General features: G+C 41.5%; 20 protein-coding genes, 1 pseudogene and 1 CRISPR repeat array (1 of these 22 only partly in view). Of the genes and pseudogenes, 13 read left to right on the plus strand and 8 right to left on the minus strand.

The window, feature by feature from the left end; genetic code table 11:
• Positions 1–135: 135 nt before the first annotated feature.
• A complete protein-coding gene (locus V5G28_RS09105; protein WP_096564644.1) occupies positions 136–405 on the plus strand; it encodes a GlsB/YeaQ/YmgE family stress response membrane protein in 270 nt (89 codons plus the stop codon).
• A gap of 111 nt (positions 406–516) precedes the next feature.
• Here the strand turns inward: V5G28_RS09105 and V5G28_RS09110 are convergent, their stop codons facing one another.
• Positions 517–699, minus strand: coding sequence for a hypothetical protein (locus tag V5G28_RS09110; protein ID WP_332993089.1), 183 nt, complete (start codon positions 697–699; stop codon positions 517–519).
• Positions 700–1285: 586 nt separating this feature from the next.
• Between V5G28_RS09110 and V5G28_RS09115 the strand changes: the two genes are divergently transcribed.
• The 4 genes from V5G28_RS09115 (at position 1286) to V5G28_RS09130 (ending at position 4058) form a co-directional block, all read left to right on the plus strand.
• A complete protein-coding gene (locus tag V5G28_RS09115) occupies positions 1286–1540 on the plus strand; it encodes a hypothetical protein (protein ID WP_332993091.1) in 255 nt (84 codons plus the stop codon).
• Between the two features lie 9 nt (positions 1541–1549).
• The gene (locus V5G28_RS09120; RefSeq protein WP_332993093.1) at positions 1550–2080 is read left to right on the plus strand and encodes an AMP-binding protein; all 531 of its coding nucleotides are present in this window, start codon (positions 1550–1552) and stop codon (positions 2078–2080) included.
• 46 nt (positions 2081–2126) lie between these two features.
• Positions 2127–2630: a phenylacetate--CoA ligase family protein gene (locus tag V5G28_RS09125; protein ID WP_332993095.1), complete on the plus strand. Its 504-nt coding sequence runs from the start codon at positions 2127–2129 to the stop codon at positions 2628–2630.
• A gap of 828 nt (positions 2631–3458) precedes the next feature.
• A complete protein-coding gene (locus V5G28_RS09130; RefSeq protein WP_332993097.1) occupies positions 3459–4058 on the plus strand; it encodes a hypothetical protein in 600 nt (199 codons plus the stop codon).
• A 66-nt stretch (positions 4059–4124) separates the two neighbouring features.
• Here the strand turns inward: V5G28_RS09130 and V5G28_RS09135 are convergent, their stop codons facing one another.
• The gene (locus V5G28_RS09135) at positions 4125–5063 is read right to left on the minus strand and encodes a phosphodiester glycosidase family protein (RefSeq protein WP_332993100.1); all 939 of its coding nucleotides are present in this window, start codon (positions 5061–5063) and stop codon (positions 4125–4127) included.
• A gap of 137 nt (positions 5064–5200) precedes the next feature.
• Here V5G28_RS09135 and V5G28_RS09140 point away from each other — a divergent pair, with 137 nt between their 5' ends.
• A complete protein-coding gene (locus tag V5G28_RS09140; protein ID WP_332993103.1) occupies positions 5201–5830 on the plus strand; it encodes a PAP/fibrillin family protein in 630 nt (209 codons plus the stop codon).
• A gap of 36 nt (positions 5831–5866) precedes the next feature.
• Here V5G28_RS09140 and V5G28_RS09145 read toward each other — a convergent pair whose 3' ends face one another.
• The 4 genes from V5G28_RS09145 to V5G28_RS09160 all read right to left on the minus strand — a co-directional run bounded on the left by V5G28_RS09145 (position 5867) and on the right by V5G28_RS09160 (position 9930).
• Positions 5867–6691, minus strand: coding sequence for an EndoU domain-containing protein (locus V5G28_RS09145; RefSeq protein WP_332993105.1), 825 nt, complete (start codon positions 6689–6691; stop codon positions 5867–5869).
• A gap of 250 nt (positions 6692–6941) precedes the next feature.
• A complete protein-coding gene (gene ilvC / locus V5G28_RS09150; RefSeq protein WP_096564640.1) occupies positions 6942–7937 on the minus strand; it encodes a ketol-acid reductoisomerase in 996 nt (331 codons plus the stop codon).
• A 96-nt stretch (positions 7938–8033) separates the two neighbouring features.
• Entirely contained in the window at positions 8034–8612 is a 579-nt protein-coding gene (locus tag V5G28_RS09155; protein WP_332993110.1) for a hypothetical protein, read from the minus strand.
• 451 nt (positions 8613–9063) lie between these two features.
• Positions 9064–9930: an aldo/keto reductase gene (locus tag V5G28_RS09160; RefSeq protein ID WP_332993112.1), complete on the minus strand. Its 867-nt coding sequence runs from the start codon at positions 9928–9930 to the stop codon at positions 9064–9066.
• A 146-nt stretch (positions 9931–10076) separates the two neighbouring features.
• Here V5G28_RS09160 and V5G28_RS09165 point away from each other — a divergent pair.
• Positions 10077–10448: pseudogene (locus V5G28_RS09165) on the plus strand (DUF4349 domain-containing protein); the annotation flags it as partial.
• Positions 10449–10794: 346 nt separating this feature from the next.
• Positions 10795–12324 (plus strand): SagB/ThcOx family dehydrogenase, encoded by a 1530-nt coding sequence (locus V5G28_RS09170; protein WP_332993114.1) that lies wholly within the window; start codon positions 10795–10797, stop codon positions 12322–12324.
• A 112-nt stretch (positions 12325–12436) separates the two neighbouring features.
• Here the strand turns inward: V5G28_RS09170 and V5G28_RS09175 are convergent, their stop codons facing one another.
• The gene (locus V5G28_RS09175; RefSeq protein WP_332993117.1) at positions 12437–13948 is read right to left on the minus strand and encodes a glycosyl hydrolase family 57; all 1512 of its coding nucleotides are present in this window, start codon (positions 13946–13948) and stop codon (positions 12437–12439) included.
• Positions 13949–14427: 479 nt separating this feature from the next.
• Here V5G28_RS09175 and V5G28_RS09180 point away from each other — a divergent pair, with 479 nt between their 5' ends.
• Together V5G28_RS09180 and V5G28_RS09185 are read left to right on the plus strand one after the other, a co-directional pair.
• A complete protein-coding gene (locus V5G28_RS09180; protein ID WP_332993120.1) occupies positions 14428–14943 on the plus strand; it encodes a hypothetical protein in 516 nt (171 codons plus the stop codon).
• 430 nt (positions 14944–15373) lie between these two features.
• Positions 15374–15841, plus strand: coding sequence for a hypothetical protein (locus V5G28_RS09185; protein ID WP_332993122.1), 468 nt, complete (start codon positions 15374–15376; stop codon positions 15839–15841).
• 16 nt (positions 15842–15857) lie between these two features.
• Here V5G28_RS09185 and V5G28_RS09190 read toward each other — a convergent pair whose 3' ends face one another.
• Positions 15858–17255, minus strand: coding sequence for an amidohydrolase (locus tag V5G28_RS09190; RefSeq protein ID WP_332993126.1), 1398 nt, complete (start codon positions 17253–17255; stop codon positions 15858–15860).
• Positions 17256–17338: 83 nt separating this feature from the next.
• Between V5G28_RS09190 and V5G28_RS09195 the strand changes: the two genes are divergently transcribed.
• The 3 genes from V5G28_RS09195 to V5G28_RS09205 all read left to right on the plus strand — a co-directional run bounded on the left by V5G28_RS09195 (position 17339) and on the right by V5G28_RS09205 (position 21042).
• Complete coding sequence (locus V5G28_RS09195; RefSeq protein ID WP_332993128.1) at positions 17339–18118, plus strand: cysteine hydrolase family protein; 780 nt, start codon at positions 17339–17341, stop codon at positions 18116–18118.
• A 107-nt stretch (positions 18119–18225) separates the two neighbouring features.
• A complete protein-coding gene (locus tag V5G28_RS09200) occupies positions 18226–18681 on the plus strand; it encodes a cupin domain-containing protein (protein WP_332993129.1) in 456 nt (151 codons plus the stop codon).
• Positions 18682–19368: 687 nt separating this feature from the next.
• On the plus strand, positions 19369–21042 hold the full coding sequence (locus tag V5G28_RS09205; protein ID WP_332993393.1) for a CocE/NonD family hydrolase: 1674 nt from the start codon (positions 19369–19371) through the stop codon (positions 21040–21042).
• 255 nt (positions 21043–21297) lie between these two features.
• Positions 21298–21818: a CRISPR direct-repeat array (repeat unit 37 nt; unit sequence GTTACAATTTCCACGAATCCCTATTAGGGATTGAAAC) (it continues 3878 nt past the right edge of the window).

Raw genomic sequence — 21818 nt, forward strand, 5'->3', positions numbered from 1 at the left:
TTAATTGTCACTTGGATCGCTCTTGTTCTCTTACTTAAGAGAATTTCAAATTGTTTCCCATGAAAGATGAAGAGGAAATATTCCATAAGCTTAAATAAAAAGTGTTAGTGAAAGACATGGTAAGGAATTAGAACAATGAATCTTATTGCTTGGGTAGTTTTAGGTCTTCTGGCTGGTGCTATTGCCAAGGCAATCTATCCTGGTTATCAAGGTGGTGGAATTCTAGCTACTATACTCTTAGGAATTGTTGGTGCTTTCATTGGTGGAACATTAGTCAACATACTGCAAACTGGAAGTTTGGCATTGACTTCTGCATCTCTGACTCTTCCTGGTTTGTTCGTTGCAGTATTGGGTGCAATTATCGCTATTTTCTTGTACTACAAATTTGCCCGCAGAGCATACTAATGTTCTCTGAGTCACTTAGAAATATTTTGAGCAATACCCATAGTGATAATAGCCTCTGCATCAGCAGAGGATTTTTATTGGTGACATTTCATTCTAAGGAACGACCTCACCTCAACCACCAATCCCTTTTTCCTGAACCATTACAACTGACTTCACAGGTCGCTTGATAGGATTTCCGTCCAAATCAACCTTTCCATAAAAACTCTTGCCGTTGTAATAGTTGAGATAAGCTTGACTGATGCAACAACTTGTGGAGATCGCACCAATAGCCAATGTGCGGATAAAATTGTTCATGGCTTATTTTCCTCTACTTACAGGACTTACGCAAAAATCCTCAAAAATCTTAATTTATCAAACCGCCAAGACGCCAAGAACGCCAAGAATTCGTAGAGTGTGCGTAAGTCCTATACTTAGTTTGGTTAAGGAGTAGGAACACTCGAAACAGTAAACGGCAAATCGGGTGAAAGTCCTAGTCCACGTTTGTTAAATTTGCTCAATTACTTGTTGTAACTGAGTTAAACATGATTTTTCAGAAATACAAATATTCTCCAGAGTTTACTTGAGAATGATAATAATATAAAGGATTGGGGAGGAGGCGAGCGTCGCCTCCTCCCCCACAGCACTATTATCATTCTTATAAAAAATTGTTTATCCCTAAAGACGTATTGACTAAGTTTGCTTTCTTTTAACTTGTTCCAAATGACTGCGAGGTCGTGCTTCGCAGGCTGGGGAATAAGCGTGAGCGCAGGACTCTATCAAATCCTGACTAGCTAACATTAAAAAAACTGTGAAAGATTTCCTTAACTGTCTTAACTGTCCTTGTTTTTTCCTTACGAAAATGATAGTTAAAGTTTTACTGTTAAAACATTTTCTAACGACAATGAATAAATTAGCTCTTGAACCATACATTTGGAATCGCAAGTATGAATCCATGCCACGCGAAGAATTATGTGAGGTACAGAAAAACCGACTAATAAGATGTGTAGAAAGAGCTTATGAACACATACCCTTTTACAAACAAAAGCTTGATGCTGTTGGCGTACATCCTAGTCATATTCACTCTGTAGGAAATATTTCCCTGCTTCCTTTTACCACCAAAGCTGACTTACGCAACCAGTACCCATTTGGACTGTAAACATTCCAAATGGATTCAATTATTAGACTTCATGCCTCTTCTGGGACTACTGGCAAACCCACAGTTGTTGGTTATACTCGTAATGATTTAAACTTATGGTCAGAACTAACGGCACGAGCATTAGCAGCTAGTGGTGCAAAACCTGGAATTATCATTCAGAACACTTACGGTTACAGTCTTGCCACTGGTGGGCTTGGCTTTCATTACGGTATTGAACGCATTGGAGCTACAGTAGTTCCTGCTTCTGGCTCTTCACCTCAACGGAATTTAACACTTTTACAAGATTTTAGCAGTGGCATTATATTGAGTACCCCTAGCTACATATACAGTATTAGTGAAGTGGCAGAAAACGAAGGTATTGATTTACGTTCATTGCCTGTTGCCGCCGGGATTTTTGGCGCTGAGTCATGGAGTGAAGCTTTACGACATGATATTGAAAAACGTTGGAATATAGTAGCTTATAATACTTATGGATTAAGCGAAGTGATTGGTCCAGGGTCCTCACGAGTGTCCTCATCAAGTTGGTCTGCATATTTATGAAGATCACTTTATTCCTGAAATTATTAATCCAGAAATAGGGGAACGAATGGAAGAAGGAATATATGGAGAACTTGTATTAACAACTATTACTAAAGAGGCTGTTCCCCTAATTCGCTACCGAACTGGTGATATTACACGCCTATTTTATGAACCTTGTACTTGTGGTCGTACTCTCGTAAGGATGGATCGTGTTAAGGGTCGTATTAATGACCTAATTAGAATAGGAAATAAAACTTTATTTCCTACTGAAATTGAGGATGTGTTATTAACATCGCCGGATATCAAACCTCATTATCAGATTGTCATTGAAGATAATACTAATTTAATCGATGACATTGAAATCTGGGTTGAAGTTTCTGATTCAGTTTGGCAAGAAAAAGCTTTATTTGTTCAGCTAGAGCAGCAATTAACGTTTAACATTAAACATCATTTAGGGATAGCTATTAAAGTCAAGTTGATGCCACCACACAGTTTACCTCGTAGTGAAGGAAAAGCAAAGCGTTTAGTTAATAAAAATCAAGTTAAATACAGTCCTATTTCAAGGCAGTAAGCGATGTTACTTGAATGTTATTTGCTAGATGTATTTAACTAAGCTATTTTTTTTGAAAAAGGGAGCCTTGCTGGAGGCAGATGGCATTTATAAATGATGGGATGGGGATTCAAACCCCAACCCATTATTTCCACCTATTTAATAAGGAAAGGAATACAAGGACAGTTAAGACAGTTAAGACAGTTAAGGGATATTTAACAAAATTTTTAGATTTTACTTGATGTATACACCACATTACAAAACCCGCTAACGCCCATTTTGTAAGCATTAGCGGGATTTTACTTATGCGAAGTGGAGTTCTCAGCCGCAAGCCGTGACAGCAAATCGTTAGTGGGTTTTGAGGTGTAAAGAAGTTTGATTCGAGAAACATGTAAAAAATTTCATACTTTACACATATCAAAGCTTCATCCTTAAGACGGATTTTTTGGCTTAACTGTCTTAACTGTCCTAACTGTCTTACTGAATCTTCTTAATTGTCTTAACTGCCCTTGCATTTTTATGAAAATTTTGAAATATTAAAAGCGTGAAGTGTATGTCAGTACACTTCAAAGACTTCCACTCTTGGCAAAGATCAAGCGGACGCTTGAAGCCAGAGACTCTTTACGCTGCTGCAATAGTATTCTACCTGGACTGATGTCTTGAGGCGAACACTGTTGTGCAGTCGTTGTCTTTTACGTTGACAAACACCAAAAAAAACGTAATTTCTATCTATAATTGGTAGGAATTTTTAGGAAAATTTAATCAAGTATTTGTTGTTTTCCTTGCTCCAATTAGATATGAAATCTTTTGTCCTACGGAAATTTCAAATATTAGCAGAAAGTAGGCTTAATGAGACTAAAGTCAGTTAATTTATCTGAAAAAACTACAAGTGATATCCTTCAGAGTATTCGTCACATCGACCATATTACTTATGTTGCGTCATTTGAAGATGAACACAGGTTTCTCACAAAATGGAGTTTGCTTGGTTTCAGCGAACATATGAGGCTTGAGACTGTGCGTTTTCCCGCTACTCACATCGCATTAGTCAGTGGCATCAGTGCTGAGTATCCGTGGGCAACTATGACGGGGTTATCTGTAAGTGAAGATCCTAATTCACCAATTAATAAGTTAATAAATCTCTATGGCGAAGGTATTCAGCATACTGCTTACAACATTGATCCAGAAGCTGATATGGAAGAACTACATCACCAGATGGAAGAATTGGGGTGGAAGTTTATGACACCTGTATTATCATACAGTGATGAGTCTGGTGCGTTACTCAAGCAGATGTTTGTTGCTCCTAGTACTCCTTACGGTTCTTTTATCGAGTTTGTTCAACGCTTACCTGGGGCTGATGGTAAAGCTTTCAATAGCTTTGACATCAATAATATAGATGACCTCTACGAACATTATGCTGATTATAGTAATTGGCTTGCTGAAAAAATTTAAAGGCGTAAATATCAATACTTATCTATCAACAATTTGGCGCGGAATTTCATAGCCGAAGGTTAATTACTAAGTTTCACTCGTAGAGCTTTCGTGAACCAGTAAAACTGACTTCACGGGTCGCTTGATGAAATTTCCATCCAAATCAACCTTTCCATAAAAACTCTTGCCGTTGTAATAGAGGGAAGAAGAACTTCCACCATCGAGATTCATCGCTTTTTGGACGCCCAAGCTTTTCAGAAAATCTGCAAGTGCTGGCAATGACATCCCAGAATTATTAGGAGCCTTTGGCTTTTGAGCGACCATTACCAAAACAATGCTGCCATCACGAGTGATACCCATAGCACTCCTGGCGTTGCGTTGGGTGCTACCTAAGGCGTCTCGGGAATTAGCAGAATCCACAAAGCCTTCTTGCTTTAAGGTTAATTCTGGCAGTAGCTGGGGACCGCCACCCAATGCATCGATTAACTGGCAACCTGTTGGTGGTGGCGCATTACGCAAAACAATGTCATAGCGGACAGCTTGCCCGCACAAGTAGCGCCGGAATTCGCTACGGTTAAGTATTTTAGCAAGGTAAGGTTTTAGGTTGGGATTGTTTATGAGCCGCTCATTTTGTCTGGGATCAGCTACAAGCTTTCCTTGCAGGACAACAACTGATGTAGTTTTTTGGTTATTTGGGTCAAAAAAGCCACCGTTTATGATGGCGATCGCCTTTGGCACTGCGCTTTGCGCGATCGCCCAATGTTTCTGAGCAAACTCTTCTACAGTATTTAAGTGTGGCGACAATGCAGGTGTGACCAAAAACCGACTCTGAGATGGAATCAACAGAACGTGGACTTCGCTTTGCGCCAAGGTGCGCTGTTCATAACGGATAGTTTTTTCTGATAATGATGTTTCTTTTGGTACAACCGCACTTCCTAGTACAGAGTGTTGTGGGGAACGCCAGATAAATAGCATCAGCATCCCTAAACTCATGAGCGCTCCTAAAAACAGCCAGATTTTTCTCATCGTTCAACCGCTGAACAATCCTGTGAAGATATAGTGTCTCTAGTTGTAGCAGTCCATAGGCGATCATCGCTCTTGCCCTTATCCTCCTTAAGCTGTAAACATTCTTAAGACACAAGAAGATTATGGGGAGAGAATTTATGGAACATAGCACACTAGGAAACCTCAAACAAGAGTTGATTTCTATTTCAGCGGCTACCGACATTGGCTTTAACTGCACAAGAGCGATTAAGCAGCAAATCGAGACATTAGCGCAAAACATTGAAGCTCTTAATCAAAACAGTGAACCTACAAGCCGTATGGAGTTGCTGCAAGGGCGCTGGCGGCTTCTGTACAGCACGTTTGGACTAGAACGGGAAACAAATCTTTCTAGTCTTTCTTTTGGAAAGCTGCCGAATGTGGCGGTTAGCGTTACTGGTATCTTCCAAGAGATTTATACTGCTGGTCAGCAGTACAAAAACCTTATTGAATTTACGGTTCCCTCTGGTGTCAAAGGTATTACTGTAGTTACAGGGCGCTACACAGTAGCGGACTCCAGGCGTCTGGTCATTGATTTCTTGGAAACTTCCGTTATCAGAGCCACCGACGATTTGAATGACTCCGCTTTTCGAGAAGCTTTAGGAGTAGAGCAAAACTCGGCTCTCGAATCAACACTTTCTGGAAGTGGCTGGTCGGATATTACCTATGTGGATGAAAATTTCCGCCTTATGCGTGGCAATCAGCAGAATTTGTATGTGCTGGTACGAGCCGACTTTCGGCTAACAGAATAGTTAACCCACTTGCCACACACCTTTGCGTTTTTTCATTTAAGAACCTTGACATTTTTCACCTTTAGGAGTTGCATCTGGGTAAAAGGTAATTATCGCTTTTTCTTTCCTCACAAAAACTGCGGGGAAAGTTTTGCCTGTTTCTTGGTCTTGTACATTAAAAATACAAGCTCCGTCTGTATCACCTTGAAGTTTAAAGATTTTGGTTGCGTCTAAAAGCATTTCTTGGGCTGTGCTTTGGTAGCCATAGCCTTTGATAACATCTGTAACAGTTTGATTACCCTGTTTAATCACTACGCCCATCGTATAAATCAGACCTCGAATAACTTCTTCTCGTTGGGAATTATTTGGCAGTCGTCCTGCGATTCCCTTATTTTGTAATTCTAAATATCTGCCATAAAAATGTAAGCCGCCGATATCGTTGGCGTTATATATTTCTCCACAAAAAATGTGTTCAAATCCCCGATTTTTAAACCAAATATCAGTTAAATCTTCCAAAAATTCTGCTTTTGTGTTACGACCGGGACGTAGTTCACCGTCAGTCACTTTCTGAAGTTTCTGTAACACATCTGGGTAATAAGATAAAAGCTGTTCAAATTTACTGCGACTGACTTTGGTACCTATAGAACCACAGGTATTTAGTACAGCTTTATCAAAAGGGTTGAGTTTAGGTGCTGGCGGTGAGATGTCTAGCTTTTCCCCTGGTGGAAAACCAACAGGAACTGGGTTATTTTCATTATCAAAAAAAGGTATAAGTTTGGTATCTTGCTGTTGAGCGTAAACTGGATTATGCAACCAAACTGGGGAGGCAAATAGAAGGAGAGCAAATCCGGCTTTTACCCACTTGACTATATGTGTCACCATATTTGATTACATAAATTGATACTTATTGGAAGCTCCGCTTTTACTATATCAACTGGCAGAGCCACTTTAACAGTGAACAGTGAACAGTAAACAGTTATCAGTTAAATACGAGTGGTCGCGCGTCCCCCACCATACGCCGTCAGGACTGATAACTGATAACTGATAACTGTTTTAACGGCATTCCCAGGTAGAACCTGGGAACGAGTGTAGGTGGGTATATGCCCTACCTACTGGTAAATCCAAAATCCGATTAATCCTTCTTCAACCAACTGAACATAGCGCGTAAATCTTTGCCCACTTCCTCAATAGGGTGTTCAGCTTCTTGACGACGCATGGCGGTAAATCCAGGTTTACCAGCTTGGTTTTCTAGAACAAATTCCCGTGCAAATTGACCAGCTTGAATTTCTTGCAGAATTTTACGCATTTCTGCTTTAGTTTGGTCATTAACAATCCGAGGTCCACGGGTATAATCGCCATATTCAGCGGTGTTGGAAATGCTGTCGCGCATTTTGGCTAAGCCACCTTCCACAACCAAGTCAACAATCAATTTGACTTCATGGAGACATTCAAAATACGCTAACTCTGGCTGATAACCTGCTTCCACCAAAGTTTCAAAACCAGCTTTGATTAAGGCACTCAAACCACCGCACAATACTGCTTGTTCACCAAACAAATCGGTTTCGGTTTCTTCGCGGAAAGTGGTTTCGAGAATACCGGCGCGGGTTCCACCGATACCTCTAGCGTATGCCATCGCGCGATCGCGTGCCTGACCGCTAGCATCCTGGTACACTGCAAACAGAGCGGGTACACCTTGTCCTTGTTCATAAGTCCGGCGTACCAAATGTCCTGGTCCTTTAGGTGCAACCATCACCACGTCTACGTTAGCAGGTGGCACGACTTGACCAAAGTGGATATTGAAGCCGTGAGCAAATGCTAAAACATTTCCTTCTTCCAGATTGGGTTCAATCTCGTTTTTGTAAACGGTTTTTTGCACCTCATCTGGCAACAAAATCATAATAAAGTCAGCAGCCTTGGCAGCATCTGCAACATTTTTCACAGTCAGTCCAGAAGCTTCAGCCTTCGCTGCTGACTTACTACCCGGATATAGCCCGACAATCACATTCAGACCACTATCTTTGAGATTAAGGGCGTGGGCGTGACCTTGGGAACCATAACCGATGATGGCGATGGTTTTCTGTGCCAAAAGGTCTAAATTAGCATCTTCGTCGTAGTACATCCGGGCCATAATATCTTCTCCAGTCAGCAAGCATCGTGATTCATTGCAAGGGTATGATTTTACCGCAAAACTTGACCCCACCTGCCAATTGTTAAAACTCTATTGCTATAAGTTACCCAGCATCCACCCCAGTGCCAATCCAAACGCTGCGGTTCCAGTCATAACTAGCATAGCTGCATTGAAACTATTTAAATATTTCTTTAACCTTCGCCCGGTTTTGTTGAAAGTCACTATTAAATTGCAATACAAAACTAAACGGAGCATCGATTGCCAACCGATTATCATCCACAGCAAGATTATCAAAATGACTGTTAAAGCTGGAACCACAATCCCACGCCTGCTTGCTACATCAATCAATAAAAAAACGAAAAATAAAAGATTGATGCAATACATAACCATCGTTATTTGTGAAATATCCGGTAAAGGTAAAATACAGAAACTAAAAGCTAAAATAGAACGTGAAATTACTAAAATAAGTACCAATATCCAAGTCTTTTTGGAAATACGACTATAAATAATAGAAGCTAAGGGAAAAACAGCAAAATAAATGACAATAGGAACAGAAGCAGAAGATACTTTTATTAACCAACCGTTAAAGACATTGATGCTTAAAAAAGCAATTAACCAACCCCAATCTTTTAATATCTTCAGTAAAACTTTGTGAGAGTTTTCACTAAAATTCATGTTTTCTCTCGCCGCTTTCAAACGTAATATAGCTGTTTTTCTTGATTGGAGTCAAATTTATTATCAGCAATATCTTCATAAATCTTGATATATCAAGTACATATAGTCATCCTATTGGATTTGTGAAATAGGCATTTTTCACGAATCACAGAGAACGCAGAGTAAAGACTTACACAAAATTTTACAAATCATTCAGGAATACTATAGTCTTTTTGTTTATTATTTATGCAGGAAAAGCTTGTCAAGCAGATTATATTAGATTTCATAAAAAAGTAAGCATAAAAAAATCTGTTGTTTAAAACAGATTTCATCAGTGATTTTTATATTTTTGTGATTATCCCATTCTGCCTTTAATAAGTTGAGTCAATAACGCGGAAACCAAACCATTTAAATGAGATTGCTTTATAGTTCAACCCAACATACGCTGAGTGCAGAAGGCAAGGTAATGTTTTTAGGTTTCCCGATCTATTCTTTGTACTTCTTCATCAGATAATTTCACATCGACAGCATGCACTGTGTCTTCAATGCTAGAAGTCTTGCTTGCACCAGGAATAGGCAAGATACAAGGGGACTTGGAACGCAACCACGCTAGGACAATACCGTACACAGATACGCCTTTTTCCTTTGCGAGTTTGGCGATCGCCTCAAAATCTTCCAAGCCTTGATGGCGACGACTCCCTCCAAAGGGACTCCAAGGTAGAAATGTCAAACTTTCATTTTCACAATACTCCAGCACGCCATCAGACTCTGGCTCACGATACCAAGGATTGTACTGATTTTGCACTGAGACAATATCAACTACATCCCGCGCCCGTTTGATTTGTTCTACAGAAAAATTGGAAACTCCCACGAACCGAATCAAACCCGCCTCAACTGCTTCTTTAGCTGGTGCCAGGGATTCTTCTATGGTGTAATCTGTATCGGGGGCATGGTATTGCCAAACATCAATCGGTTTATTGCCGCCCAAAGCCTCAAAGCTGATACGGATGGTTTCGCGTAAATGTTCTGGATTACCGTTGCGTGTCCAATTCCCATTGGGACGCATCAAGCCCCCTTTCGTCGCGACAACAACATGGCTGACATCACCCTTGTAGGATTGCAAAGCTTTGTGAATCAGTCGCTCGTTGTGGTGCTTGTCTGATTCATCTTTGCAGTAGGAGTCGGCGGTGTCAATGAATGTGATACCTAAATCCAAGGCACGATGGATGACCTCAATTGACTGCGACTCTGGGGGGCGAGTGCTTAAAGACATTGGCATACCCCCTAAACCAATGGCACTTACCGAGACACCTGTTTTCCCTAGCTGTTTTGTTTCCATGTTTTTAACTCAAGTTTCAGCGTCATTACTTGGATGATAACTTCGCGCAAAGTCGCAAAGACGCTAAGAAAAACTTTGCTTTTTTACGTCTGACCTAAGAGGTAAAAGAAAATGACTGTTACACAAACTGCAACAATGCCAGAAACAGGAGGGATGTGCTGAGTGTTGCTAAAGAACTGAGCAACGTGCGACAGTTAATAGAGCAAATTGATGCCCAGTTGAAAAACTTACAAAATCAAGTTACTTACTCCACCATCACATTGAACCTAGAAGCAGCAGTGTCTGGTAGCGCCCCACAGCGTGCTTTCGGTTCACAAATGCAGTCAGCCTGGAATAATTCCACTCGCTCTTTGGCAGAATTCTCTGTTGGTTTAATGAAGTTGAGTATTTGGTTAATTGTGTATAGCCCCTATTTGTTGATTTTGGCTGCTGTCATCTATGGTTTGACTCGTTGGCGACGGAATGCACAACCTGTAGCATCAACACCAGAATCGGGTAACTCTGATAGATTTAGTTAGGAGTCTAAGGGCTTGTAACTGTAACTTAGTACAGCGTTGTCTACTTGTGAGCAGATTTGTACAGGTTTTTAGAAGCGGTGTAGGAGAATTTCTCCTGCCTGCGAATGTTGAATTGTTCTATACTGTACTCCCTGAGGGGGATTTGTAAATTAAAAATGAAAAATTGAAAGTTAAAAATTTTGAATCTTCCATTTTTAATCAAAAATTAAACAACCTCTGCTGTTTGTCCCCTTATCGCATTATTCGCTTGTTAACTCCTCTGTTTGCTCATCATTTGTACTAATTAAGACTAAATGATGAGCCTCTAAAATGCCAAGATATGTAGCAGAAGCATATTTAAACTCTTATGCCAGAACTACGCCACTCGATCGCTCAGCACTACCACGAACGCACTAAGTACGACCCACAGACGATCGCCTCTAAGAATAAGGGGTTAGACTGGTCTAAGCAACCGGTGCCGTTCAAAGAGTACAAAATAGGCTCTGCTTATGACCTCAAACCTTATATCCAAGAAAAACCCGAAGCATTTGTTGGTAACGCAGATGCTCAGTGGTGGCAGAGGTTGTCACGGCTGCTGTTTTGTAGCTATGGACTAACGGCAAAAATGCCTTCAATGGGAAGTGCGGTATATTTAAGATCTGCACCTAGTGCGGGTGGCTTGTACCCTGCGGAGATGTATATCGTTTCCCGTGGCACCTCATTGTTGCCACCAGGGCTGTATAATTACCAGTGTCGATCTCACTCGCTCATGCACTACTGGGAAAGTGATGTTTGGCAGAAACTGCAAGAAGCTTGTTTTTGGCATCCTACTTTAGAAAGTAGCGAGTTGGCAATTATTATTACTTCGGTTTTCTATCGTTCAGCGTGGCGATATGAAGATAGGGCATACCGACGCATTTTTTTGGATACGGGACACCTGTTGGGTAATATCGAGTTAGCTGGCACTGTGACTAACTATCGCCCTCATCTTATAGGTGGCTTTGTGGATGAAGCGGTGAACGAACTCCTATACATCGATCCCCAACACGAAGGAGCGATCGCAGTTGTTCCCCTAGCAGACTTGCTGGATATCAAACAAAACTTACCCGCAGGGCGAACCGCCTTACCTTCCGCCACTGAAACTAATTATCCTCAAATTCCCGATGGTGAACTCCTGAGGTATTTTCATTACCGTACACAAATTCAAGCAGGGACAACGGGTAAGCTTAATTTGCCTGCAGTGAAAGAAAAATCTTTGGAAGATAAATATAACTTTCCTTTCTGTGAAAAAATTCCTACCGCCAGCAAGCCGATTGATTGGGGAAAAAAACTGGAAGGACTAGAAGTGACGATTCTCAAGCGGCGTTCTACTCGCGCCTACAGTGGTGAGGATTTAACCTTTGAGGAACTAAAAGCTTTACTCGATTTTACTTACCAACCTCAAAATTACATTGACCAAGGTTTTGATAATGTAACTGATTACTTTGACCTGAATTTAATAGAAACATTTATTGCTGTGTCTGGGGTAGAAGGTCTTGAGGCTGGCTGTTACTATTACGCACCTAAAGCGCAAGAATTGCGACAAATTCGTTTTAAAAACTTCAGAAGAGAATTGCACTTCCTCTGTTTGGGGCAAGAGTTAGGAAGGGATGCAGCAGCAGTCGTTTTTCATACATCAGATTTAAAATCATCTGTGGCTCAGTATGGCGATCGCGTTTACCGTTATCTGCACATGGATGCCGGTCATTTGGGACAAAGGCTGAATTTAGCTGCGATTCGCCTTGGTTTAGGCGTCAGTGGTATCGGCGGCTTCTTTGATGATCAAGTAAATGAAGTTTTGGGTATTCCTCGGGACGAGGCGGTGTTGTATATTACTACGCTGGGAAGACCTAGGTAAAAGAAACCGCTCAAACTAATGGTTCATCGCCTTAATTATGATGGGTTGAAATACTTCGTAGTAAGCGCTTTAGCGCTAAAGCGCTCACTACCATAATTAATCACATGAACCGCTAGCTTAACTGATTTACTCCCAGCAACGCTTCACCTCGGCGGTAAAGTTCACGAGCAAAATCAGTCCACATTCCCTGTCCCCAATATCGAAAACAACTTGTTTGCAATAATAAGTTGTACAGCAATGCTTCCTGATAATCAGAACTCTGTGTCACTGAAGGATCTTGCTGCACGAGTGTATCGTATTTTTCATGAAACAAAGCGCTCAGTTTCTTCATCGGATCTAAGACATTTTCGTAGCCTTGAACCCAACTTAAAGAATTTGTCCAAGAAGCACCATCCATGTGAAATTGATGGTCTGTTTCTTTTAATTCTGCGATCGCCTTTTCTACTGCTTCTGGTGTTGCCTTTTCTGTGTCTACTCGCTGCCAAATTTTGTGTTGTTGTACAGCTTGACAAGTCGGATAATCCTCAGGATTAGCACCAGCAGCCTCAATTAATTCCAAATATTCAGTACCATTGAGTGCAACCACTCCGGAATGATTACCTCCTGAATCGCGGATTTCATGATATACCCTAATCAAATCGCGGGGATATTCATTCATCATGACGCCGCCATTTTCCCCATCGGCGATTTGGGTGACTAAAGAAGGAATGCTCACATTTCCAATTTGCTGTTTCCCTCTTCCTTTTGCCTCAAAATAAGGCTGCATTTGAGCGACTAATTTTGTATCGGAACCTTGGGTTTTAATTAATGCTGTGATGCTGATAGTTTCACCCAGAGAATTCCGAGCAACCAACCGATTGGGAATATATTTATCGTCATGGTGTAGCCCAGAACCATCCAAACGTTCTACTGAATGTTCTTGCACCATCAGCCAACGATACCCGCATTCTTTCAAAGCTTTGATATATTCAAACAGCGTATCTGGGTGATTAGGCAAGTGCATTTCTGGCGGAGAAAAGCCTTTGACTCGCTTGAGAGCATCATAGCCAAAAATTGCTGCAAAATAATGTTGCCACGCTTGAATATGCAGTTTAATGTCAGGAATTGGTGTGGAAGGAATAACCGCATGACTCCACATGGTTCCTAACCATTCAACATACGGTTGATATTGGGGATCACAGGTAATGCGTTTGAGGTTGTTGAGGATATCTTCTCGTCCCATTTGTTGTAATCCCCACAACAAATTACCCGAATAATCGAGCATAATTCGAGGATTGCAACCTTCACTCACAAGTTGGGGGATAAAATCTCCCATACGGCTGTAGCACCAGGCAAATGGTTCTGCGTTGTGGTTATCTCCTTGGTTGGGATGTTCAAACATATACTGGAGATTGCTGATGAGTTCCCCATTTGCACCCGCAGGTATTGTTGGTTGATGCATATGCAGCGCGCAAGCAAACCCAGCCGTGATATTTTGTAAAGATTGATTTGTGTTATTTAAAAACACAGGATTATCCTGTTGAACCAGCGAACGAATTTCTGCTTCCCAACCGCAAATATTTGGCAATCCTGTCCGGAATTCTTCCAAAACAGGTAAGTTCGCAAATGGTGTTGTTGCAGTCATAATAATTATCTCAATTTTTAGATTTTATTGAAAGAAGAAACCAGCAAGCAGAAGCGGTAACAGCAGAAGGACAGACACAATCAAGACGAGAGTTCCCGGATCAATCTTAATTTGTGGATCGCGCATTTTACACTCTCTTGGCTCATAAATATTACAAACGACTCACGAAAAAAAATTAGTATTTTTACTCAGTTACAGTTTGACTTAGATCAGAAAGCTAACACGATGTTTAGCAACTCAAACTTTTATTTGACTCATCAGGTTAATAGTATACCTAGTGTAAGGTTTAATCAATAGCTTTTTAATTTATGACAAGAAAAATAATTTGAGTAACTCGGTACAAATTTTGTACACATTTACCTAATCTGCTTTAGAAGTAGGCTTTTATTTGATGATTGTAGAACCTTTAGTAAAGAACAATTATAATTAATTTCATTCGAGCAAAATCATTAACTTTTACAGTTATCAGGAGAAGAATCGTGACTCAAGATTACTCAGCTAAATGGTGGGCAGTATTTATATGTATTGCTTTTATCGAAGCAGTGCTGCTCATTTTGTTAATTTCTAGACAACCGACTCCACTACTATTTGTAGCAATCATTGCTATTGCATTTCTGTTGTTTCTCATTCCTCAGCTTGATGAGGTTATTGCATTGACTTTTGACAGAGGAAAGCTAGAAAGTAAGATAAATTCCATCGGGAAGAAAGTTTCTACAACTAAGGCAAGAAGTGACAAGCTAGTTTTGTTATCTATGTCAAAATCGATGTATGATACTCTCAAGAAAGTTGCAGCAGGAAGCTTTAGTCCTTATCAAATAAGTGATGTTCTAGAAAGAGAACTTTATCACCTTAAGGATTTAGGGTATATAGAAGTAGGTAGAATTCGTGACATTCCGTATGAAGGTAATAATCTTTCAGAATATTTGAAAGTAACAGATTCTGGTAAGCAATTTATCGAACTTCGCAAGAGTGTAGAGGAAGACAGTAAAGGTTAATGTGAACTTGATTTCGTTAAGCCAACTTCTATAGCAATCCTAAATCATAAGCCCTGAGTCCTTACGGACACGCTGCGCGTATGCCTGCGGCACGCTGCGCGAACACGAAGTGTGTGCTTTGCGCTTACGGGCTGCCTTCGGCTACGTAAAATTCTCTCTTCTCTCTTTTCTTGGCGTCTTGGCGTCTTGGCGGTTGATAATTTTTACCTATCAAATAGGACTGCTATATGTGGTTTAAATCATGTAACCCACACCTCAAAGAGCGAAAAATTGCTTAACTACAGCACGAAATCCTAGCAATACAGGACTCGTTCATTCATCTTCCGCATACAGTGTGACAGTTCGCTTTAGAATAGCGAGATGCTCCGGAGCATCGCGCCTCACAATCCAAAATGCGTTACCCTAGGATATGTAGTGCTACAAATCACAAGTGTATAAAAGTAAAATTACCTACGTTTTATTTACACTGACCTTACTCATTATTCTTAGCTGGACAACGATCGCAAAGCTACCAAACAGATTGACTTGCCAGCAATCAAATGTTATTCGAGCAACAGGTGAAAGACACTATACACATCCCGACAAAATCGTGATTGAGCCTTGGCGGGGCGAGCATCACGTTTATGCGATTTTCATGATTCCTGGTGGGTATCTCAATGATAAGTTATTTACAGTCACAATAAAAGGCGTTGGCAGTTTCTGCGGAGAACTTGATTTTGGTGGCACTACCGTTGCCTATGGCGTTGCTGCCAAGCCAGGACATTACCTGATGAAAGCATTATTCCTTAGTCGGGCTGCTGTTTGGCTCATTGCTCAAGGAAAAGCAGATGAGTTAAAGCAGCCAGCTAACTGGAGACTGGGTTATGGAAAGCTAGAAGAAAAATCTCGTACCAATTAACGCACTTTCCCGCGTTTCACAAACCCATGACTGCACGATAATGAGCTTCAATTTCAGCAACAGTCTCAGACTTGCGCTTTGTATGCCATTGACTGTGATTGAATAGTTGTTGCCGCAAATCATCGACGTTAATAGTAGTTACTTTACCATCAGCGACTATTTGCTTACCATTGACCCACACACTGTGTACAACATTGGTGGGACGACCAAGAATTAATAAACCAATCGGGTCTGTACGGGGTAAGAGTGATAAGCTGGTGAGGTCATACATCACCAAATCAGCTTTTTTACCAACGGTGAGAGAACCGAGTTTATCTGCCATGTTTAACCCCTTTGCACCACCCAAAGATGCCATCTCCACCGATTGACGAGGCGTAATCCAGTGCTGATAATCTAAATCTGTGACGTTATGCAGTAGGGAACCAATTTTGATGGCTTCTAGTAAGTCTTGCGAATCATTGCTTGATGCGCCATCACAACCAAAACTCACGTTGACTCCGGCTTGGCGATACTTCAAAATGGGAGCGATGCCACTACCCAAACGCAAGTTACTTAAGGGGTTGTGGACAACTGTGGATTTGGTTTCAGCTAGGATGGCAATATCGGTGTCAGTCAAATGGACGCAATGAGCAAGGGACGTGCGATCGCTCAAATAACCAATACGCTTCAAATGTTCAACCGCACTACACCCGTATTTTTCTTGCGCTAATTTTTCTTGCGCTTTGGTTTCCAGTAAGTGGGAGTGACGGCAAAGATTGTACTTGTTGCTTAACTCACTACACCCTTCAAACAAGGCATCAGAACACAATTGTATTCCTGTGGGTGCAACTAAAATACTTACACCTTCATCGGGGCGATGAAACTGTCTGACTGCTTCTTCTATCAAATCCAGTGTAGCCTGTGTTGAGCGAAAATAAGGCTCGTGATTTTGCTCGGTTTCTCCAGATGGTATTCCAGCGCTGAGGGATTCATCTTGAATCAGGGGGGAGACAAAGGCGCGAATGCCAACTTCTCTATAAGCGCGAACGGCGGTAGCAATTGTTTCTAACTCTTTGCCTGGAATAAGGACGAGATGATCTACGACACTCGTACCACCAGTCAGTAGGGTTTCTACTGCCGTTCCCAAAGCACTCAGGTAAACTTTTTCTGTATCAAGGGGGACAAAGTCGTAAAGTTCAGCTAGCCATAATTCTAATGGAAAAGGTGGGATCGCTCCCCGTTGCCACATTTCCGAGGAGTGAGTGTGGGCGTTGAAAAATCCTGGTAGGAGGAGTTTATTTTCACCGTTAATTGCTGTACCGACAACCTCAAGACTGGGTGCAATGGCGGCGATCGCCCCGTCTACAACCTGCACATCCACGGTTGCATAATCATCAACAGTCGCAATCAAAACATTTCGGATAGTAAAGTTCACGATTTTAACCTTGATTAAGTAATCAAACGTTCAGGAGATTTTCAAGCTACAAAATAAAGAATGGTGTTGGGTATTGGAATCTTATGAATCTACCTCTTCGGAATTTAGGAATTGCGCCAAACGCATGGGCGGTAAACCATACGTTTGCAGATATCACTCGTCCTCCTCAAACCCCACAACCCGTTATCTTATCAACAGAAACCAAAACCCTGCGCCTTGACTTGGCAAAAGCTGCCATCCTCGTTATTGATATGCAAAACGACTTCTGCCATCCCGATGGCTGGTTGGCGCATATTGGTGTGGATGTCACCCCAGCAAGAAAACCCATTGAACCTTTACAAAACTTATTACCTGTACTTCGCGAGAAGGGCGTCCCCGTAATCTGGATTAATTGGGGAAATCGTCCCGACTTACTCAATATTAGTGCTAGTGTGCTTCACGTCTACAACCCCACAGGTGAAGGCGTCGGCTTGGGCGATCCACTGCCCAGTAACGGTGCTAAAGTACTTATGGCGGGTAGTTGGGCTGCGGCGGTGGTAGATGAACTCGAACAATTACCCCAAGATATTCGTGTCGATAAGTACCGCATGAGTGGTTTCTGGGATACGCCCCTAGATAGTATCCTGCGGAACTTGGGAAGAACGACACTATTTTTTACAGGTGTCAATGCTGACCAATGTGTGATGTGGACCTTGCAAGATGCTAACTTCTTGGGATATGACTGCTTGTTAGTCAAAGATTGTACCGCCACAACTTCTCCTGATTATTGTTGGCTGGCGACACTCTACAACGTCAAGCAGTGCTTTGGCTTTGTCACCGACTCCCAAGCGATTTCAGTAGCACTTCAACAAAGTGCTGAGTAGTCCTGTTTGTTAGTTACTATTTAACCATGCAACAAACAATTGACACCTCAAAACTCAGGACTCGCAACTTAGAACTTTTATAAGTAAGACATATAAGGAGATAAATAATGCGTACCACTAGTTGTGTAATTCCCGTTGTCAAGTCTCCTAAAGATTACCAAGTATATCGTATTAGTCCCCATGACACAAATCGCTTGGCAATTATCTTCGATACTGCAAGTGCAAATACTTCCTTGACTTGTTGCGTAGAAATTTTTGATGTTGATGGCAAAACACCGCCAAACCGTCATCAATGGGCGGTAGAAATGTTTTTTGTCCTTAAAGGAGAAGGAACCGCAATTTGTGACGGCAAAAGTGTGCCAATTAAAGCCGGAGATAGTTTGTTAGTCCCTCCTACTGGCACTCATTTGATTAAAAATACTGGTTCTAGTCGGTTATATACGCTGACTTTTATGGTTCCTAATGAAGATTTTTCGGAATTAATTCGTAGTGGTATACCAGTGGAGTTGGATGAGGAAGATATGGCGGTGTTGGGGAGAGTGGATAGGTTAATGCCGTATTGAAAAGATTAAAAAACCACAGATGGACACAGATAGACACAGATGTTTTTCTTATCTATCTGTGTTTTTATTTTTTGTATCAGTGGATTTGGTTCAGGAAGATATGATGGTGTTGCGGAGGGTGGCTCGGTTAATGCTGTATTGAAAAGATTAAAAAACTACAGATGGACACAGATGGACACAGATGTTTTTCTTATCTATCTGTGTTTTTATTTTTTGTATCAGTGGAGTTGGAGCAGGAAGATATGATGGTGTTGCTCAGAGTGGATAGGTTAATGCTGTATTGAAAAGATTAAAAAACCACAGATGGACACAGATGGACACAGATGTTTTTCTTGTCTGTGTGTATCTGGGTTTATCTGTGTTTTTATTTATTGTATAATCCGCTTAACTTCAACTTTAGGATTACCAAAATTCATACACCTTTTCCAAAAATCCAGCACCCAAAACATTACTCACTTTATACACACATCCAAGAAATTTCTGCGTAAATCTATCAATCTTATCTGTGTCCATCTGTGGTTTAATTAATTCCTCCATCATATCCATGCTAAAAATCCATATACACACATCCAAGAATTTTCTGCGTAAATCTATCAATATCATCTGTGTCCATCTGTGTCCATCTGTGGTTTAATTAATTCCTCGCTCATAACCATGCTCAAAGTTCATCCCAAACAAACGGCATCCATGCTGACACGTGATGGTGTGCGATTGGATGCAGACATCTACCGCCCCGCTGCTGAAGGGAAATTTCCTGTATTATTAATGCGACAACCTTATGGCAGGGCGATCGCCTCTACTGTTGTCTACGCCCATCCTACTTGGTACGCTGCCCACGGCTACATCGTGGTTATTCAAGATGTCCGGGGACGCGGTACATCACAAGGAGAATTCAAACTCTTTGCCCACGAAATTGAAGATGGAGAATATACAGTAAAGTGGGCAGCAAATCTACCAGGAAGTAATGGCAATGTGGGGATGTATGGCTTTTCCTACCAGGGAATGACTCAACTATATGCTGCTGCTGCCAAACCAAGCGCCCTAAAAACAATTTGCCCCGCTATGATTGGCTATGATTTGTATACAGATTGGGCTTATGAAGGAGGCGCTTTCTGCTTACAAAGTAATCTTGCTTGGGCAATTCAATTAGCTACAGAAACCGCCCGCATAAAAAAAGATAAAAACGCTTATCAAGCGCTTCTTGCGGCTTCGCGCCATCTGCCTTTACATGATCCAATTCCCACTGATCCAGAACTCTTGAAGAATTTTGCCCCAGACTCGTTTTATCACGAATGGCTGGCACATTCTCAACCCGATCAATATTGGAAAAAACTTTCCCCCAAAACACACCTCAAAGATGTTGATTTGCCGATGTTTCACATTGGGGGATGGTTTGATACGTACCTGCGCGGCACTCTAAATTTATATAAGGATATGTCGGCAAGAAGCGCATACCGACAACAACTATTAGTCGGACCTTGGGCGCATTTGCCTTGGAACCGCAAAGTCGGTGCCGTTGACTTTGGTGTCAACGCGGCGAGTCCTGTAGATAGGATGCAATTATGCTGGTTTGACCAGTTCCTTAAAGGTGTGGATACAGGATTACTGAATGAGTTGCCTATCTGGCTATTCGAGATGGGAAGTAATTTATGGCAACGTTTTCCCACTTTATTTAAATTAAACGGGCGATCTGCTGAAAGCAGCAGCGCTGAGTCCAAAGCAGACGCTCCGCGTTCGCGAAGCGTCTCCGAAGGAGATACGCTATCGTATTTTTTGTCAACCACTGGACTTGCCAGTATCAGCGAAGGCGAAGGCATTCTCACTACAACTTGTCCGGAAACTTCCACCGATGACGTATTAGTTCATGACCCTTGGCGACCCGTTCCATCATTAGGTGGTCATGCTGGAATTCCTGCCGGTTGTTTTGACAGAACGCATATCGATTCCCGTTCAGATGTCTTAACTTATACGACTGAACCTCTTGAGACAGACCTGTTTCTGGCGGGTGATGTTGTAGTTGAAGTCTATTGTGTATCCGACAAACCCAGTTATGATTTATGTGCAGTGCTGTCAGATGTTTACCCTGATGGACGAGTCTACAATTTAACCCAAGGTTATCTTCGTTGCTCAGACGGAACTCATCCCGTGAAAAGAACAATTCAATTGCAGGCAACTTGTGCGAAAATTTCCATAGGTCATGCCTTGCGTTTGAGTTTGAGTGCAGCGTGTTTCCCCGCTTATGCAATGAATCCTGGAAATAATTCAGCCTTCGGTATAGATGCTGAAATGATCACATTGATGGTAAGTTGCGGGGGTGAGAGTTCATCGCAAATTTTATTACCTGTCGTACCATCATCTTGATTCATCTGCGCGGAGGGGTGGGTGTTTTTTTGGACTAAAGTTAAAAAATTGCTGAACATCCCATGACACAAGACTTTGGGCAGATAATAACCAATTTCTCATCCGCGCAACCTCTCAAAAGCTTGCCAATTCAAGGTTTTTGCTTGTATGATGTAGGAGAAAGTTTGAGACTTGCGCCTGAAAACGGTATTCTTTTACCCATCCGCGCAACTGAACCTAGAAAAGTAAATATAGTAAGCATTTCTGGTGCCTGCGGTTACAATTTCCACGAATCCCTATTAGGGATTGAAACTTCAATGATTAACGATTTGGATATATTGTCTGAGGTTACAATTTCCACGAATCCCTATTAGGGATTGAAACTCATTCTGGGAATCTGTGGCGTTGGAAACTTTGGGTTACAATTTCCACGAATCCCTATTAGGGATTGAAACCCGGCGTCGCGGCTTCCATGTGTGTCAGTGTTTAAGGTTACAATTTCCACGAATCCCTATTAGGGATTGAAACTAAATCTAGCGATATTAAAAATGTGGAAGTATCAACGGAAAGTTACAATTTCCACGAATCCCTATTAGGGATTGAAACTTTGTAGTACTGGTGCCGCATCCTGGTTGTTTAAGTTACAATTTCCACGAATCCCTATTAGGGATTGAAACCCATATCTAATGGATTATTCCTAGCAAGTAATGCCGGGTTACAATTTCCACGAATCCCTATTAGGGATTGAAACGTTGTGCGATCGCACTGCTGTGCAGGGTGGGAAGGTTACAATTTCC

This window comes from Scytonema sp. PRP1, from assembly GCF_036697665.2.
Lineage (GTDB): Bacteria > Cyanobacteriota > Cyanobacteriia > Cyanobacteriales > Nostocaceae > Kalymmatonema > Kalymmatonema gypsitolerans.